14 protein-coding genes are annotated in these 16555 nt (G+C 71.3%); 9 read left to right on the top strand and 5 right to left on the bottom strand.

Features of this window, described 5'->3' with window-relative positions; translation table 11 throughout:
* The first annotated feature begins 260 nt into the window (after nt 1-260).
* The 6 genes from AB0I23_RS39720 (at nt 261) to AB0I23_RS39695 (ending at nt 6712) form a co-directional block, all read left to right on the top strand.
* Nucleotides 261-1109 carry a tryptophan 2,3-dioxygenase family protein gene (locus tag AB0I23_RS39720; RefSeq protein WP_359117842.1) on the top strand — a complete coding sequence of 283 codons (849 nt, stop codon included), beginning with the start codon at nt 261-263 and terminating at the stop codon, nt 1107-1109.
* Entirely contained in the window at nt 1102-2316 is a 1215-nt protein-coding gene (kynU, locus tag AB0I23_RS39715) for a kynureninase (protein ID WP_359117840.1), read from the top strand. The genes AB0I23_RS39720 and kynU overlap by 8 nt, the downstream gene beginning before the upstream one ends.
* Nucleotides 2317-2425: 109 nt before the next feature.
* Nucleotides 2426-3301: an alpha/beta hydrolase family protein gene (locus tag AB0I23_RS39710; protein WP_359117837.1), complete on the top strand. Its 876-nt coding sequence runs from the start codon at nt 2426-2428 to the stop codon at nt 3299-3301.
* Between the two features lie 143 nt (nt 3302-3444).
* Complete coding sequence (locus AB0I23_RS39705; protein WP_359117835.1) at nt 3445-4764, top strand: sensor histidine kinase; 1320 nt, start codon at nt 3445-3447, stop codon at nt 4762-4764.
* A complete protein-coding gene (locus AB0I23_RS39700; protein WP_359117832.1) occupies nt 4761-5423 on the top strand; it encodes a response regulator transcription factor in 663 nt (220 codons plus the stop codon). Before AB0I23_RS39705 ends, AB0I23_RS39700 begins: the two co-directional genes overlap by 4 nt.
* Nucleotides 5424-5482: 59 nt before the next feature.
* Nucleotides 5483-6712: a cytochrome P450 gene (locus AB0I23_RS39695; RefSeq protein ID WP_359117830.1), complete on the top strand. Its 1230-nt coding sequence runs from the start codon at nt 5483-5485 to the stop codon at nt 6710-6712.
* Nucleotides 6713-6919: 207 nt separating this feature from the next.
* Here the strand turns inward: AB0I23_RS39695 and AB0I23_RS39690 are convergent, their stop codons facing one another.
* Entirely contained in the window at nt 6920-8545 is a 1626-nt protein-coding gene (locus AB0I23_RS39690) for an ABC transporter permease (protein WP_436847067.1), read from the bottom strand.
* Complete coding sequence (locus tag AB0I23_RS39685) at nt 8542-9453, bottom strand: ABC transporter ATP-binding protein (protein WP_359117828.1); 912 nt, start codon at nt 9451-9453, stop codon at nt 8542-8544. Before AB0I23_RS39685 ends, AB0I23_RS39690 begins: the two co-directional genes overlap by 4 nt.
* Before the next feature lie 113 nt (nt 9454-9566).
* On the opposite strand from AB0I23_RS39685, the gene AB0I23_RS39680 reads away from it, so the two are divergent.
* A complete protein-coding gene (locus AB0I23_RS39680; protein ID WP_359117827.1) occupies nt 9567-10109 on the top strand; it encodes a GbsR/MarR family transcriptional regulator in 543 nt (180 codons plus the stop codon).
* Between the two features lie 209 nt (nt 10110-10318).
* Here the strand turns inward: AB0I23_RS39680 and AB0I23_RS39675 are convergent, their stop codons facing one another.
* A complete protein-coding gene (locus AB0I23_RS39675) occupies nt 10319-10591 on the bottom strand; it encodes a DUF1876 domain-containing protein (protein ID WP_359117825.1) in 273 nt (90 codons plus the stop codon).
* Between the two features lie 137 nt (nt 10592-10728).
* Nucleotides 10729-11595 carry a diacylglycerol kinase gene (locus AB0I23_RS39670; protein ID WP_359117822.1) on the bottom strand — a complete coding sequence of 289 codons (867 nt, stop codon included), beginning with the start codon at nt 11593-11595 and terminating at the stop codon, nt 10729-10731.
* Between the two features lie 186 nt (nt 11596-11781).
* On the opposite strand from AB0I23_RS39670, the gene AB0I23_RS39665 reads away from it, so the two are divergent.
* The gene (locus AB0I23_RS39665) at nt 11782-13065 is read left to right on the top strand and encodes an adenylosuccinate synthase (protein ID WP_359117820.1); all 1284 of its coding nucleotides are present in this window, start codon (nt 11782-11784) and stop codon (nt 13063-13065) included.
* A 240-nt stretch (nt 13066-13305) separates the two neighbouring features.
* Here the strand turns inward: AB0I23_RS39665 and dnaN are convergent, their stop codons facing one another.
* Nucleotides 13306-14424 carry a DNA polymerase III subunit beta gene (gene dnaN / locus AB0I23_RS39660; RefSeq protein WP_359117818.1) on the bottom strand — a complete coding sequence of 373 codons (1119 nt, stop codon included), beginning with the start codon at nt 14422-14424 and terminating at the stop codon, nt 13306-13308.
* Nucleotides 14425-14833: 409 nt separating this feature from the next.
* Between dnaN and AB0I23_RS39655 the strand changes: the two genes are divergently transcribed.
* Nucleotides 14834-16297, top strand: a complete 1464-nt coding sequence (locus AB0I23_RS39655; protein ID WP_359117845.1) for a helix-turn-helix domain-containing protein — start codon at nt 14834-14836, stop codon at nt 16295-16297.
* Nucleotides 16298-16555: the final 258 nt, after the last annotated feature.

The following is a 16555-nucleotide window of genomic DNA, read 5'->3' as shown; positions in this document are numbered from 1 at the left end:
CGTCAATCACCAGGGCTCCGCCATGGCTCAATCCTCCGCCTTGCGATGCACGCACCCCAGCCCCGCTCCTTCACCCACCCCCCAATTGCCGGTCGACCTAAGGCGCATACGCCCTGTTCACGGCCCCGCAGACGTATCGCCGTCTGCGGGGCCTGCACGTTTCCCGGGGGTCCGCTTAGGATGCGGGCAGGGGACCGGAGCTCCATCACCTCACGGAAGGGGCGGACCGCTACCCGGAAGCTCGTGTCGAGGAGACAGCGATGTCGACGATCCACCCCGACCCCGAAGCCACCGGTGCGGACACCCCGCACCTGGACTTCGCGGGGACGACTCCGTACGAGGACTACGTCCAGGCGGATGTCCTGACCCACCTCCAGCACCTCCGCTCCGACGATCCGGGCGAGATGGTCTTCCTGGTCACCACCCAGGTCATGGAGCTGTGGTTCACGGTCATCGTCCATGAGTGGGAGACCGCGGCGCACGCCCTGCGCGAGGACCGGCTGTCGGTCGCACGCGACGCGCTGAAGCGGTCGGTACGGGAGCTCGAGGCGCTCAACGCGTCCTGGACGCCGCTCGCCCAGCTCACCCCCGCCCAGTTCAACTCCTACCGAGGCGCACTCGGCGAGGGCTCGGGCTTCCAGTCGGCGATGTACCGGCGGATGGAGTTCCTGCTCGGCGACAAGTCCGCGTCCATGCTCGTACCGCACCGGGGCGCACCCCGCGTCCACGCCGAACTGGAGAAGGCGCTCGCCGAACCGGGTCTGTACGACGAGGTGCTCGCCCTGCTCGCTCGGCGCGGGCACGCCGTACCGCAGGCCGTGCTCGGCCGGGACCTGACGCAGAAGTACGAGCCGTCCCCCGAGGTCGAGGCCGTCTGGGCGGAGATCTACGCCGACCCCGAGCGGCACGACGAGCTCGTCCGGCTCGGCGAGGCGCTCACCGACGTCGGTGAACTGGTGTGGCGCTGGCGCAACGACCACCTCGTCGCCACCCGGCGCGCGATGGGCTCGAAGACCGGCACCGGCGGCTCCGCCGGGGTCGCGTGGCTGGAGAAACGCGCTACGAAGAACGTGTTCCCGGAGCTGTGGACGGCGCGCAGCCATGTCTGAGACCCTCGCCGCGCGGGCCGCGGCACTCGACGCCGCCGACGAACTCGCCGATCTGCGGAAGCTGTTCATCCTCGACGACACCGTCTATCTCGACGGCAACTCGCTGGGGGCGCTGCCCCGGCACGTACCCGCCCGGATGCAGGAGGTCCTCACCCGCGAGTGGGGTGAGCTGCGCATCCGGTCCTGGGACGAGAGCGGCTGGTGGACCGCGCCCGAGCGGATCGGCGACCGGATCGCCCCGCTGGTCGGGGCCGCCACCGGGCAGATCGTGGTGGGCGATTCGACGAGTGTGAACGTCTTCAAGGCCGTCGTCGCCGCGAGCAGGCTGGCGCCCGAGGGGCGCGACGAGATCCTGGTCGACGCGACGACGTTTCCCACGGACGGCTACATCGCCGAGTCCGCCGCCCGGATGACCGGGCACCGGCTCGTCCCCGTCGCCCCGGCGGACGTGCCGGGTGCGGTCGGTCCCCGTACCGCGGTCGTCCTGCTCAACCACGTCGACTTCCGCACCGGCCGGCTGCACGACCTGCCCGGTCTCACCGCCGCCGTGCACGCGGCGGGCGGGCTCGCGGTCTGGGACCTGTGCCACAGCGCGGGCGCGCTGCCGGTCGGGCTCGACGCGCACGGGGTGGACCTGGCGGTCGGCTGCACGTACAAGTACCTCAACGGCGGGCCCGGTTCGCCCGCCTATCTGTACGTCGCCGAGCGGCACCAGGCGGCCTTCGACTCGCCGCTGCCGGGGTGGACCTCGCACGCCGACCCGTTCGCGATGGCGCCGGGCTACGCTCCGGCGGACGGTTCCGTGCGCGGCCGGGTCGGGACCCCCGACATCCTGTCCATGCTGGCGCTCGAAGCGGCGCTGGACGTGTGGGACGGGGTGCCGGTCGAGGCGGTACGGGCCAAGTCGCTGGCGCTGACGGACTTCTTCCTGGAGTGCGTCGGGGCGTATGTGCCGGAGGGCGTGGTCGTCCCGGTCACCCCGGGGGCGCACGGGGAGCGCGGCAGCCAGGTGTCGTTGCGGTGCGTGGACGCGACGGTCGCCGAGCCGGCGATGCGTGCCCTCATCGCCCGGGGCGTGGTCGGGGATCTGCGGCGGCCGGATGTGCTGCGGTTCGGGTTCACGCCGCTGTACGTGGGGTTCGCGGATGTGGAGCGGGCCGCGCGGGTGCTGGGCGAGGTGCTGAGCGGGCCGCTCGGCGAGGTGTGAGGCCCGCCGCGTTCCCACGGCCAATCCCCGTGGGGGCGCGGCGTCCTGTGCTGATAGCGTCCCCGCTGGTCAGGCCAGTTGGGCACCTCAGTCGGATGGTTGGAGCAGCATGTCGGATTCCGCCGCGCGTGATCGGGACGCAGTCGAGACCGAGTCGGCGTTCTCGCATCCGGCTGTCGCCCCCGACGCCTCCGCCGTCTACGGCAGCCATCCCGACCAGGTGATCGACTTCTACGCCCCGCGCGACGGGCGGGCCGGGGCGCCCGTCGTGGTCCTTCTGCACGGCGGTGCCTGGCGGGCGCCGTACGACCGGCAGCATGTGTCGCCGTTCGCGGACTTCCTGGCCCGGCGCGGGTTCGCCGTCGCCAACGTCGAGTACCGGCGCGGCAGCGAACTCCCGCAGCAGCGCGGGTCCGGTCCGGTCGCGGGCCGTTGGCCCGAGACGTTCGACGATGTCGCCGCGGCGATGGACGCGCTGCCCGCACTGCTGGCCCGTGAACTGCCGGAGGCCGATGCGCGGCGGATCGTCGTCACCGGTCACTCCGCGGGCGGTCACCTGGCGTTGTGGGCAGCGGCCCGGCACGTACTCCCGGAAGGGTCGCCGTGGCGGCTGCCCGCGGCGCCGCCGCTGCGCGGCGTTGTCGCCCTGGCGCCGATCGCCGACTTCACCACGGCGGTGGAGCTGGATGTCTGTTCCGGTGCGGTGGGTCAACTGCTCGGAAGGGAAGAGGACTTCGCGGCCAGGAGCCCGTACGCCGACCCGGCTGTGCTGCTGCCGACGGGAATCGCCACGGCGGTGGTGCAGGGACGCACCGACCGCACGGTGCCGCAGGCGGTCGCGGAGGCGTTCGTCGACGCGGCGGCGAAGGCCGGGGAGACGGTGGGGCTGACGCTGCTGGAGGAGGTCGGGCACTTTCCGCTGATCGATCCGGCGGCGGACGCGTGTGCGGTGGTGGCGGAGGAGATTGCCCAGCTGGCGTGGTGACAGGGGGTGCCGGGGGCGTCCGGTGACCGCACTTCTGGCCGTGACCGGTCCGCCCGGGTGGGGCGCGTAGTCCTTGCGACGGATGCCGCAGGATCCGCATCACTGCTGACGACGTCGTGTGGCGGGCCCCCTACCGTGGGAGCGTGACCGAGACCACCAAGACCAGAAGTCCCGAGTACCGGCTGGCCGCAGGGGCGATAGGCGGCCTGCGGCAGGACCTCTTCCATGATGCGTTCGCCTACCGTTCGCTGGCGCCCATGCGGACCGACCGGTCGCTGACCCGGCTGCTGCCCGAGCGGATGCGCGCGAGGGCCGCCTGGACGCCGCACGCACTGGTCGGGCTGGCCGCGCTGATCACGGTCCTCATCGGCCTCACCAGGGCGGACGGCGCCGGGACCTGGTCCGGGATCGAGATCATCATGACCGGGCTGCTTCCGGCGGTACCCGTCGTGATGACCCTGGTCAGGCCGGTCGGCGCGTTCTGGATGTCGATGGCGCTCACTCCGGTGGCAGCCACCTTCGGCGGCGATGGCTGGCCGTGGGTGCCGAGCATGTTCCTCGCCCATCTCGTGGTGCTCGTCGTGGTCGCCGCCCGGACCCGGCCCCGTACCGCGGCCTGGGTGTGGGTCCTGACCGTGTTGCTCGGCATCGTCATGGAGAACGTCGGCTGGCACTCCTTCACGACCACCGCGCCCATGGCCGTGACCTCCGCGTTCGCGCTGCTCGTGGTGACCGTCGTGCAGACCCGCCGGGAAGCGGAGCGTGAGGTGACCGTGCAGCGCACTGTCACCGCCGTGGAACGCGACCGGCGCACGCTGCTGGAGGAGCGCACCACCATCGCCCGTGAGCTGCACGACGTGGTCGCCCACCACATGTCGGTCGTCGCGATCCAGGCCGAGGCGGCCCCGTACCGGGTGGAGAACCCGCCCCCCGAGCTGGAGCAGGCCTTCGTCACCATCCGGGAGAACGCCGTCGCCGCCCTCACCGAACTGCGCCGGGTTCTCGGCGTCGTACGGGCCGAGGACTACCAGGCGCCGGACGCACCGCAGCCCACCCTCGCCGAACTCGACCGACTGCTCGCCAACGTGGCCGACGCCGGCCTGGTGGCCGAGAAGACGATCACCGGCGCGGTGCGTGAACTGCCGCAGGGCGTCGAGCTGTCTGCGTACCGGATCATCCAGGAAGCCCTCAGCAACACGCTGCGGCACGCCCCGGGTGCCACCGCCAAGGTCGAGATCGGCTATGTGCTGGGCGGGCTCGGGCTGCGGGTCGTCAACGGTCCGCCGACCGGTCCGGTGCAACCGTCGCAGGGCGCCGGGCACGGGATCACGGGGATGCGGGAACGGGTCGCGATGCTGAACGGCGAGATGACCGCCGAGCCGGCCGCGGACGGCGGTTACGAGATCACCGCGTTCATCCCCGTACCGCTGTCCCAGGAACCGACGCAGAGCGAGACCTCATGAACGACATCCGTGTCCTGATCGTCGACGACCAGATGATGGTCCGCGAGGGCTTCTCGGTACTCCTGGGTGCGATGCCGGGCATCGAGGTCGTCGGCGAGGCGGTCGACGGACGGCAGGCCATCGCCCAGGCCGCAACGCTCCGCCCCGACGTGGTCCTGATGGACATCCGGATGCCGGAACTCAACGGCATCGAGGCGACCCGCGAGATCGTCGCCGACGACGCGGCCGCCAAGGTGCTGGTGCTGACCACGTTCGACCTCGACGAGTACGTGTACCAGGCGCTGCGTGCCGGGGCGTCCGGGTTCCTGCTCAAGGACGCCTCCGCGCGTCAACTCGCCGATGGCGTACGGGTGGTGGCGGCCGGGGAAGCGCTTCTGGCGCCGACCGTCACCAAGCGGCTGATCACCGAGTTCTCGCGGATCGCCGGAGCCCCGCGGCCACCCGCGCTGGCTCAGATCGGCGATCTGACGGAGCGCGAGACGGAGGTGCTCGTCCTCATCGCCCAGGGGCTGTCGAACGCGGAGATCGCCTCGCATCTGGTGGTCGCCGAGTCCACCATCAAGACGCATGTGAGCCGGATCCTGGTGAAGCTCGGGCTGCGGGACCGCACGCAGGCCGCGGTGTTCGCGTACGAGGCACGCCTGGTCACCCCCTCCTGACCTTCCCGCCCCTGGGGGCTGCCCGTGACTCGACCGACCGGTCCGGTTAGCGTCGGTATATGCACCCGTCTTCGCAGCCCGCCGCCACCGCTTCGTTCGACCCCTGGTCACCGGCGTTCGTCGCCGACCCCTACCCCGCGTACGCCGCGCTGCGGGCCGCCGGCCGGGTGCACCGGTTCGAGCCCACGAACCAGTGGCTCGTTCCGCACTACGCCGATGTGTCCGCGCTGCTGCGGGACCGGCGTCTGGGCCGGACGTATCTGCACCGCTTCACGCACGAGGAGTTCGGCCGTACGCCGCCGCCCGCCGCGCACGAGGCCTTCACCACTCTCAACGGGCAGGGGATCCTCGACCTGGAGGCCCCCGACCACACCCGGATCCGGCGCCTGGTCTCGAAGGCGTTCACCCCGCGCACGGTCGAGCAGCTCGTCCCGACGGTGCGGCGGCTCGCCGCCGAGCTGGTCGACAGCTTTGTGGAGACGGGTGGCGGCGACCTGCTCGCAGCGGTCGCCGAACCGCTGCCCGTCGCCGTCATCGCCGAGATGCTCGGCATCCCCGAGTCCGACCGCGAGCCGCTGCGGCCCTGGTCGGCGGCGATCTGCGGGATGTTCGAACTGAACCCGTCCGAGGAGACCGCGAGCGCCGCCGTCCGCGCCTCGGTGGAGTTCTCCGCGTACCTGCGGGAGCTGATCGCCGAGCGCCGCACGAACCCCGGTACGGATCTGATCTCCGCGCTCATCGCCGCGCACGACGAAGGGGAGCGGCTCAGCGAGCAGGAGATGGTCTCCACGTGTGTGCTGCTCCTGAACGCGGGCCACGAGGCGACGGTCAACACCACCGTGAACGGCTGGTGGACGCTGCTGCGTCACCCCGAGCAGCTGGCGGTCCTCCGCGCCGACCACGGGCTGCTGCCCACGGCCGTGGAGGAGTTGATGCGGTACGACACTCCGCTGCAGATGTTCGAGCGCTGGGTCCTCGACGACATCGAGATCGACGGCACGGTCATTCCGCGCGGCTCCGAGGTGGCCCTGCTCTTCGGTTCCGCCAACCGCGACCCGGCGCGCTTCGCGGACCCGGACACACTGAACCTGTCCCGGCAGGAGAACCCGCACATCACCTTCGGTGCGGGCATCCACTTCTGCCTGGGCGCGCCACTCGCCCGGGTCGAACTGGCTGCCTCCTTCGGCGAGTTGCTGCGCCGGGCGCCCCGGATGCGGCTGGCGGCCGAGCCGGAGTGGAACCCTGGCTACGTGATCAGGGGCCTGAAGGAGCTGCGCGTGGAGCTGTGACCGGAAGCGTTCCTCTCAACACCCCGGTCCGCGGAGCGGCTGCGGGCCGGGGCGGTGTCCTCGATCTTCCCCATGGCTCAGAGCCTGTCGGGTGACGTCCGCCCGATCAGAGGTCACCCGACAGGCTCTCAGGGCTATGGGGGACCGCCGGACGGGCTTGAGAACACCGAGTCCGTCCGGCGATCGAGGACAGGAACGGCCACCCGGTCACCCCCGCACGTCCCGCCTCCGGAGTGCTCCCAGACCCGCGGCCACCAGGACCACCGCGCCCGCCGTGAGCCACAGCGCCGGCGGCCACTGCATCTCCGTGCCCGGCAGCTTCGGCAGGTGGCTGAACGGTGACAGGTTCATCACCGGCTGCGGCATGTTCACCGCAGGCCCGATCCACCCCAGTGCCAGGCAGATCCCGACGACTCCCCACGAGGCCACCGCTGCCTTCGGGAGCGCGCCGTACAGCAGGACGGCGAGTCCTCCGAGCAGCCAGACGGCGGGCAGTTGCGCCAGCGACGCGCCCAGTACGGCCGGGAGCCCGTGGCCGTAGCCGGCGGCCAGGCCGAGGCCGCCGACCGCCATGATCAGTGCCGCGCCGCCGAAGGCGATGACCAGGTGTCCGGCCGCCCAGCGGGTCCGGCTCACGCCGCCCGCCAGCACGGGTTCGGCGCGCCCCGCGGTTTCCTCGCCGTGCAGTCGCAGCACCGACGCGACGATGTACAGCGCGGCCACCATCCCGAGCATCCCGACCATCGCGGCGAGGAACGCGTCGGTCAGACCGGCCTGTCCGCCCATCCGTTCGAAGATCTCCTTCGTCTTCTCGTTGGTGCCGACGAGATCGGCCGCCCCGCCGGTGAGCCCGCCGAAGACGGCGCCGGCCGCGGCGAACGACAGCGTCCACCCGATCAGCGCACCGCGCTGCAGCCGCAGCGCCAGCCCGAACGCCGTGGAGATCCGCCCTGTCGCGGGGCCGGGACGCGTCGGCAGGAAACTCATGCCGACATCGCGCCGCCCGGCCAGGGCGTATGCGATACCGCCCTGGAGCAGCACCGCCGCTGCGATCACCAGCAGCACCCACCACCGTTCGGTGTCGTACGCCCGGACGTTCTCCGCCCAGCCGATCGGCGAGAGCCAGTTCAGTACGGACGAGGCGTCGTCCGTCGAGGAGTCGCCCGCCGCCTTCAGGACGAAGGCGGCGCCGATCACCGCCGCCGTCAGCCCCTTTGCGAGCCGCGCGCTCTCCGTGAGCTGGGCGGCGATCGCCGCGGTGCAGGCGAACAGCGCCCCGATTCCGGCGACTGTCAGCGCGAGCGCCACGGCCCCGGCGCCACCCGCTCCGGACCCGGCCATCCCGGCGACGATCGCCAGGGCGAGCGCGGCGTCGGCGATCAGTGCGGCGAGGAGGGCGGAGGTCAGTGGGGCGCGGCGCCCCACCATGGCGGAGGAGAGCATTTCCTGGCGGCCGGTCTCCTCCTCCTCGCGAGTGTGCCGGATGACGATGATCAGGCTCATCACGGCTGCCATCGCGGCGCCGAAGCCGACCATGCGCCAGGTGACGAGCCCGCCGACGGAGTCGTTGAAGACGGGTCCGTACACCGCGCGCAGCGAACGGTTGGTGTTCATCGAGGCGGCGAGTTCGGCGCGCTGCGCCGGGGTGTCGTACAGCGAGGAGAAGGACTTCCCGACGGAGGAGAACGACCCGCCGAGCACGATCACCCAGATCGGCATCATGATCCGGTCGCGTCGCAGCGCGAGCCCGATCAGGGTTCCGGTGCCGCTGAGCCGGCCGCCTCCGGCAGGGCGTCCGGTGCGGGTCGCGGGCACGGTCACGGCGGTCGTCACACCGTCACCCCCGCGCGTTCGCCGGTGTCCGCCGCGTAGTGCCGCAGGAAGAGTTCCTCCAGCGTGGGCGGGGTGCTGGTCAGCGACCGTACGCCGGACGCGGTGAGCGCCCCGAGGACGGCGTCGAGCTTGTCCGTGTCGACCTGGAGCGTGACCCGCATGCCCTGGATGTCGATGTCGTGCACACCGGGCAGGTGCGCGAGCCCGTTGGGCGCGCCGGCCAGTTCGGCGGTGATGCTCGTACGGGTCAGGTGCCGCATGTCCGCCAGGGAACCGGTCTCGACCGTGCGTCCCTGCCGGATGATGCTCACCCGGTCGCAGAGCGACTCGACCTCGCTGAGGATGTGGCTGGAGAGCAGGATCGTCCGCCCGCGCTCGCGCTCCTCGGTGACGCAGCTCTGGAAGACCTCCTCCATCAGAGGATCGAGCCCGCTGGTCGGCTCGTCGAGGATCAGCAGATCCACGTCGGAGGCGAACGCGGCGACGAGGGCGACCTTCTGCCGGTTGCCCTTGGAGTACGTTCGCCCCTTCTTGGTGGGGTCGAGTTCGTACCGGTCGATGAGGTCGGCCCGGCGGGCCGGGTCGAGGCCTCCGCGCAGCCGTCCGTACAGGTCGATCACCTCGCCGCCGGAGAGGTTGCGCCACAGGGTGACGTCACCGGGGACGTACGCCACCCGCCGGTGCAGTTCGACCGCGTCCTTCCACGGGTCCCGGCCGAGCAGCTGGGCGGCGCCGGAATCGGCCCGCAGCAGGCCCAGCAGGACCCGGATGGTGGTGGACTTCCCGGAACCGTTGGGCCCGAGGAAGCCGTGAACCTCACCGGTCTCGACCGCGAGGTCGAGGCCGTCCAGCGCGTGTGTCCGCCCGAACGACTTGTGCAGTCCGGCCACGGTGATTGCCTTCGTCATGTTTCTGAACGTACGCGACATTCACAAACTTGTGAAGGTAAGGAACTGTATAAAGTCGGGGTGTGGGCCGGGGGCGGAGAACCCGCAGGAAATTCAGGGGAGACGATGGGGCGATGAGCAGCGAAACCGGCGTGGACGGGCGTGAGCGCGAGCCGGAGCCCGAGCACGCGCGCGACGAGGAGGCCGTGTCGCGGTTCGTGGAGCGTTTCGCGGCCGAGATGACCGAGGCGGGCATGCAGCGGATGGCGTCCCGCGTCTTCGCGGCGCTGCTCGCGGACGACGACGGTTCCATGACGTCGGCGGAGCTCAGCGAGCAGCTTCGGATCAGCCCGGCCGCGGTCTCCGGCGCGATCAACTACCTCACGCAGGTCAGCATGGTCGGCCGCGAACGCGACCCGGGCTCGCGCAGGGACCGCTACCGCCTGCACAACGAGATCTGGTACGCCACCTTCGCCAGCCGCGACCGGGTCCTGACCCGCTGGGAGCGAACCCTCAAGGAGGGCGCACGGACCCTTGGCCCGGACACGCCCGCCGGTGCGCGGCTCGCGGAGACTGCGGAGTTCTTCGAGTTCCTGCAGACGGAGCTGGTCGGCATGATGGACCGCTGGCGCGACCACCGGAAGAAGAAGTTCGACCTCCCGGAGCGGAGGAGCTGAGGGCTGCCCCGTCATCACCGGTGGATCGGCGCGCGGCGTCGGACGCGGTGCACCACAACGCGAAGCAGGATCCTCGTACGGGCGTATGCGGGTGCTCCGACAACGCGGCGAGGTACCGCAGCTGTCGTCGTGCGCCCGCCGGGGATGACAGGACGGCCCTCAGGCAAGGGGCCCGGGGCGCTGGGTCCTGGGCCCGGGTTCGGAACGGTTCAGGTCAGCGGGTGCGACATCCGGCCGGACGCCTGGTCGATCTCGTCGTGCGCCTTGGTCAGCAGGTTCATAGCGAGTTCGTTCAGTGCTCTGGCACCCGCGATCTCCTCGCCGACCCTCGGCTGCTGGGTGTCGGAGGGGTGGCGGCTGGCGTATCCGTGCGCGCGAACCTCGTTCCCGTCGGGGAGCCGTACGAGGGCGGCGGCACGGGTGCGGTGGTTGTCTTCCTCGAATTCCAGCTCGATGTGCCATCCGACAGCGGTCTTCATCATGGCGATCACCTCCAGGACCTGCTACCAGCGTGCGCCTCTTTCCGCGCCCTCGCTCGGTGTGTCAGGGGCCGGGCGCGCAGTCGCGGCAGGTGCGACGCGTCCGCCGACCTCTCACGTCCGCGCCCCCCGCGTGGGGATCATCCGCTCGCCACCGCCACCGGCAGCATCAGCCCCCACGCACCCGCCCGCACCGTCCACGTCCTCGTCCGGACCGGGCCGCCGACCTGTATGTCCGCCCGGTAGCGGAAGTCCGCTCCGGAGACCGTGACCGCCTTCGCCTCCACGGCCACCGCTTCGCCGGTCGTCGTCCGGACCACCACGTCCGCCAGGCCCCCGCCGCCGCCCTGCGCGCTCACCGTCACCGATTCGACCGGGCGGTTCAGATCGTTCAGCAGCACCCCGTCCGCCTCGACCCGCAGCCGATGGGTGCGGGGCGGGACGGGCGGGGCCGGCGACGGCGCGGGGCGGACCAGGGTCCGCACGAGGGAGCGGCAGGTGTCCCAGACCGCCGTGACACCCGTGTGCGCCGTCGCCGTGCCGGGCACCGCGGCCAGGGCGGGGATGCGCACGGTGTCCAGGACGACGCCGTCGCTGTCGTCGACCAGCAGGTCGAGCCGGCGCACCGCCCCGTCCAGTGCCGCGCGCGCCGCGGCCACCGCGCCCAGGGGCACGCCGAGCGAATGCGCGAGTTCCAGCGCGGCCGCGGCACCCACCGGGACCAGCGAGAGCGCTGCACCGGCGAGCTCCCGCTCCCGGTGCAGGAGGGTCACGGCGCGCAGCAGCGACCGGTCGTCGCCGACGACCACCGGCCGCCTGCTGCCCCGGCGGGACAAGGCCCGAGCGAACTCCTCCGGACTGTCCGGGAGGCAGATCTTGGCGTGCGAACCGGCGCTCAGCACGTCCTTCGCGATCCGGACGGACTCGCCGTCGGACCGGCGGGCGACCGGGTCGATGACCACCAGCAGTTGGTGCGTACCGTTGCCGGGGGGCTGGGCAGCCGACACCTCGGTCCTTCCTCGGGTAGCATCTTGGTGCAAGAGCCCCTTGCGCTATTGCGCCAGGGGCTTCGTCTATTCCGGGGCACCCGGTTCGACGGTTCAGGCTTCGTCGTACATCGTCGTACGGCATGTACGGCGTTTACGTACGCCCCCTGACCTTGGACATGCCCCGCCCGGAAGGGGTGTACGCCTGTGCCCGCACTTGTGCTGCTCGGTGCTCAGTGGGGTGACGAGGGCAAGGGAAAGGCCACCGACCTCCTCGGTGGATCCGTGGACTATGTGGTGCGTTACCAAGGCGGCAACAATGCCGGTCACACGGTGGTCGTCGGCGACCAGAAGTACGCACTTCATCTCCTCCCCTCCGGAATCCTTTCGCCGGGGTGTACCCCGGTCATCGGTAACGGTGTCGTCGTCGACCCGGCGGTCCTGCTCTCCGAGCTGAGTGGGCTCAACGAGCGCGGCGTGGACACGTCCAAGCTGCTGATCAGCGGCAACGCCCATTTGATCACTCCGTACAACGTCACCGTCGACAAGGTGACGGAACGGTTCCTCGGGAAGCGGAAGATCGGCACGACCGGCCGCGGTATCGGCCCGACGTACGCCGACAAGATCAATCGTGTGGGCATCCGCGTCCAGGACCTGTACGACGAGTCGATCCTGGAGCAGAAGGTCGAGGCGGCCCTGGAGCAGAAGAACCAGCTCCTCGCCAAGGTCTTCAACCGCCGCGCCATCGAGTCCGGCAAGATCGTCGAGGAGATGCTCCAGTACGCGGAGCAGATCAGGCCGTACGTCGCGGACACGACGCTGATCCTCAACGACGCCATCGACGCAGGCAAGGTCGTCCTCTTCGAGGGCGGTCAGGGCACGCTGCTCGACGTCGACCACGGCACATACCCCTTCGTCACCTCGTCGAACCCGACCGCGGGCGGCGCCTGCACCGGTTCCGGCGTGGGCCCGACGAAGATCAGCCGGGTCATCGGCATCCTCAAGGCCTACACCACGCGCGTCGGCGCCGGTCCGTTCCCGACCGAACTGCTCGACGAGGACGGTGAGGCGCTGCGCCGGATCGGTGGCGAGCGCGGTGTCACCACCGGCCGCGACCGCCGCTGCGGCTGGTTCGACGCGGTGATCGCGCGGTACGCGACCCGGGTCAACGGTCTCACCGACTTCTTCCTCACCAAGCTGGACGTGCTGACCGGCTGGGAGCAGATCCCGGTGTGTGTCGCGTACGAGATCGACGGCACGCGCGTCGAGGAGCTCCCGTACAGCCAGACCGACTTCCACCACGCGAAGCCGGTCTACGAGATGCTGCCGGGCTGGTCCGAGGACATCACGAAGGCCAAGACCTTCGCCGATCTGCCGAAGAACGCGCAGGCGTACGTGAAGGCGCTGGAGGACATGTCCGGCGCCCCGATCTCCGCGATCGGCGTCGGCCCCGGCCGGACCGAGACCATCGAGATCAAGTCGTTCCTGTAGGACGGGACGACGCGGAGGGGCCGGGACGCCTGCGTCCCGGCCCCTCCGCGTGTTCGGTTCTCACCGCAGATCCGCGGCCCATGCGGCGTCGCGCACGGCGGATGACCGTGGGTACGGACGACGTCCTGGCCGTTGCCGCAGCTCAGATGGCCCAGGAAGCCGGAGGCCGGCGAGTCGGCGGGCGGTCGGCCGTAGGTGCAGGCGTACTCGCTGATCCGCTCCCTGCCGCGGGGGAGGCCGTCAGACCAGCGGCTTCACGGACATCAGGAGATGCCGGTGCGTGGGGGCGCCCTCGGTTTCGTCCCCGGGCGTCCTGCCGGTGATCAGGGCGCGCTGGCCGGGACCCATCATGCGGAACTGGACGACCGGCGCGTCGAACGAGGCCAGGGCGTCCAGCAGGTACGAGGGGTTGAAGGCGACCGTCAGCTCGTCGGTGCCCTCCAGGACCGCGGGCAGCCGCTGGGAGGCGACATCGTCCTCGTACCCCGCCTGAAGCAGCACCGAGCCGTCGGAGAACGCCAGGTGGAGCGGGCTGTCGCCGTCCGCGACCACCGCGACGCGCTTGACGGCCTCGACCAGGGGCGCCCGGTCCGTGACCGCAGTCGTCGGGTCCGCCATCGTGAACAGCTTGTCGTGGCGGGGGAGTCGGCCGTCCAGGAGGCGGACCGTGGTGCGCGTCCCGGCGAGTTCGAAGCCGGCCGATCCGGCGTCCAGTGCGACGCGGACCGTGCCGGGGCGGCCGAAGGAGCGGGCGATCTCGGTCAGCCGCCGGGCCGACACCACCACATCGGCCGTGACGTCCGCCGCCTGAGGCTTCCATCCGAGCGTGCGCACCGCGAAGCGGTACCGGTCCGTGGCGGCCAGCGTCATCGTGTCGCCGTCGAGCCCCAGCCGGATCCCGGTGAGCGTCGGCAGCGTGTCGTCCCGGCCCGCGGCCACGGTCACATGGGCGACGGCCGCGGCGAACTCCTCGGAGTCCACCGCTCCCAGCACCTCGGGCAGGGGCGGCAGCTCCGGATAGTCGTCGAGCGGTAGCACGGACAGCCCGAACCGGGCGCCTCCGCCGGTCACCGAGAACCGGGACCCCTCCACCGCGCATTCCACCGGACTCTCGGGCAGAACCCGGCACACATCGAGCAGCCGTCGCCCCAGGACCAGGACCTTACCGGCCCGTACGGTCTCCGCCTCCACCTCGATACAGGCGGACGCCTCGTAATCCAGGCCGGAGATCCGCAACAGCCCGCCGTCGGCCTCCAGGAGCAGCCCGCCGAGCACGGGTACGGGCGACCGGGTGGGCAGCACCCGGGCCGCCCAGGCAACGGCATCGGACAGTGCGGTGCGATCGATACGGAACTCCATGGCGGGGCCTCTCTCCGTCGGACCTGACGGGGTCCGACGCTAGAGGGCGGCACTGACAACCGACCGCGGACCGGCGCTGCGCGACCGACGACAGCGACCACCCCCGTAGGTCGCTGCCGTCGTTCACCCCGCCGTCCCCCGGCGCCCCTGTGTCCACGGACGGCACCCGACATCCCCCCGACATCCACGCCGTCCGCGGAACACGTTCGGACTGTAGGTCGGCGGGTGCCCGACAGGAAGATTCAATTCGCACGGTGTGGGCACCGCGGGGGTATCAGTCCGCACAGTCAAACCGGTACTCTGCACTCCGGATTTCTCCACGGCAGGGGATGGGGGCAGGGACAGACGGGCACAAATACGGAGCGGAGGGCCTGTGCGAGCACGGGAACGGGCCGACGACGTACTGCGGATGCACCACCTGGCCCGCGTCGGTGGCGTGCAGGAACTGCTGCACTGGCTGTCGGGACGCGCCGACGGCTGGGCCGGACTGCTTCACGACGACGGAACCGTCCTGCACGCCGTGGCACGAACCCCGGACCGTAGGAGCGCCGCGGCCGTCGCGCTCGCCTCCGACGGGGCAAGGGAACTGACAGCCCTCGGCGCACGCTCCTTCACCCTCGACCGTGGCCCGGACACCGCTCTGCTGCTCCCTCTCGACGGCCCGCCCGACGCTCGTGACGTCCGCGTCCCGATCCTCGCCGTCGTCACGTGCCGTCCTCTGCCGGACGGGCTGGCCGCGCTCCTCGCCGACGCGGTGATGCCACTGGCCATGTGCTGGGCGGCCGAATCGGTCGAACGCAAACGCCGCCGCGTCGACCTCGCGGAGTCCCGCGGCCGGGAGGCGGTGCTGCATCTGCTGATGACCGGCCAGCTCTCCATCGCCCACCAGGTCGCGGGTGCCCTGAAACCCAGGCTGCCGGACCCCGTCCAGGTGTGCGTGGTGGAGTGCCCGGGCGGAAGGCGGGACGAGGTGGCGAAGGTCTGCACCGATCTCTCCGGCGGACGGTCCTGGATCGTGCGGTGTCCGGTGTACGCACGCCACTTGATCCTCGTCGTGCCCGCCGGCCCGGACGGGACCGAGCCGCGAGTCGGCCGCGAAGTCGCCGTCGTGGTCGACGACTGCGTGGTCGGTGTGAGCGAGGAGGTTCCGCTCAGCGACACGGCGACCGGATACCGGCAGGCATTCCATGCCCTGGCGGTCGCCCGCGGACTGCCGGTCCGCCACGCCCGGTTCGGGTCGGCACCGGAACCGGCACTGCTCGTCGGCGCCGAGGGCGCGCGGTGGGCCGACGCCCTGCTGGCGCCGCTCCTCACCTATCTGCCCCGGCGCAGCCAGGACCCCGGCAGTCAGGAACTGGCGGCGACACTGGGTTCCTGGCTCGCGTTCTCGTCCCATGCGACCAGGCATCTGAAGATCCACCGCAACACCCTGTCCGCACGGCTGCGGTTGATCGGCGAGCTGCTCGGACGCGATCTCAACCGGCTCGCCGACCAGGCCGCACTCGACCTGGCGCTGCGGATCCGCGCGACACCCGCCCGTGCACCCCGTCCCGCCGAGCCCGTGAAGGGGGCCCGCTCCCTGGACGAGATCCTGCGCCGCCCCGACGTTCGGGAGTGGGCGGCCCAGCAACTTGAGCCGCTCCGCCGGAACGGCGGGGCGGCCGAGGCGACAGTCCGTGCCTGGCTGACGCGCGAGGCGCAACTGGCCCCGACCGCAGAGGCGTTGGGAATCTCCGTGCCGGGCACCCGCAAGCGCCTCACCCGGCTCGAAGCGGTACTTCAGCGCTCACTGCTCCAAACGCCCAGTGCGCGTTATGAGTTGTGGCTGGCCTGCCGGGCGCTGGACGTTGCGGGTGTCACCGACGGAGCGTGAGTTTCCCTCCCGGGGGTGAACGGCGCAGTGGAAAGCCATGCGGCAGCGGACGCGGCCGGATCGACTTGCCGGCGCTGGGCGCCTTTCGCGTGCGTCACACGCGAGTGGTGTGCTGGCTCAGGATGGCCCGCAGCCGGTCGAGGTCCTCGGCCTCATGCGCCCTCCCGCTTGGGCAGGACACCGAGGCACATGATGTTGGGATCCCGGCTGAGCAGGACGAAGTGGCCGGCCGTCTCCCGATAGCCCTGGAAGACGGAC

The organism is Streptomyces atratus (assembly GCF_040655115.1).
In the GTDB taxonomy this organism is placed as follows: domain Bacteria; phylum Actinomycetota; class Actinomycetes; order Streptomycetales; family Streptomycetaceae; genus Streptomyces; species Streptomyces atratus_D.
Note: the sequence above shows the minus strand (reverse complement) of the source record. Positions and strands in the feature narration are given on the sequence as shown.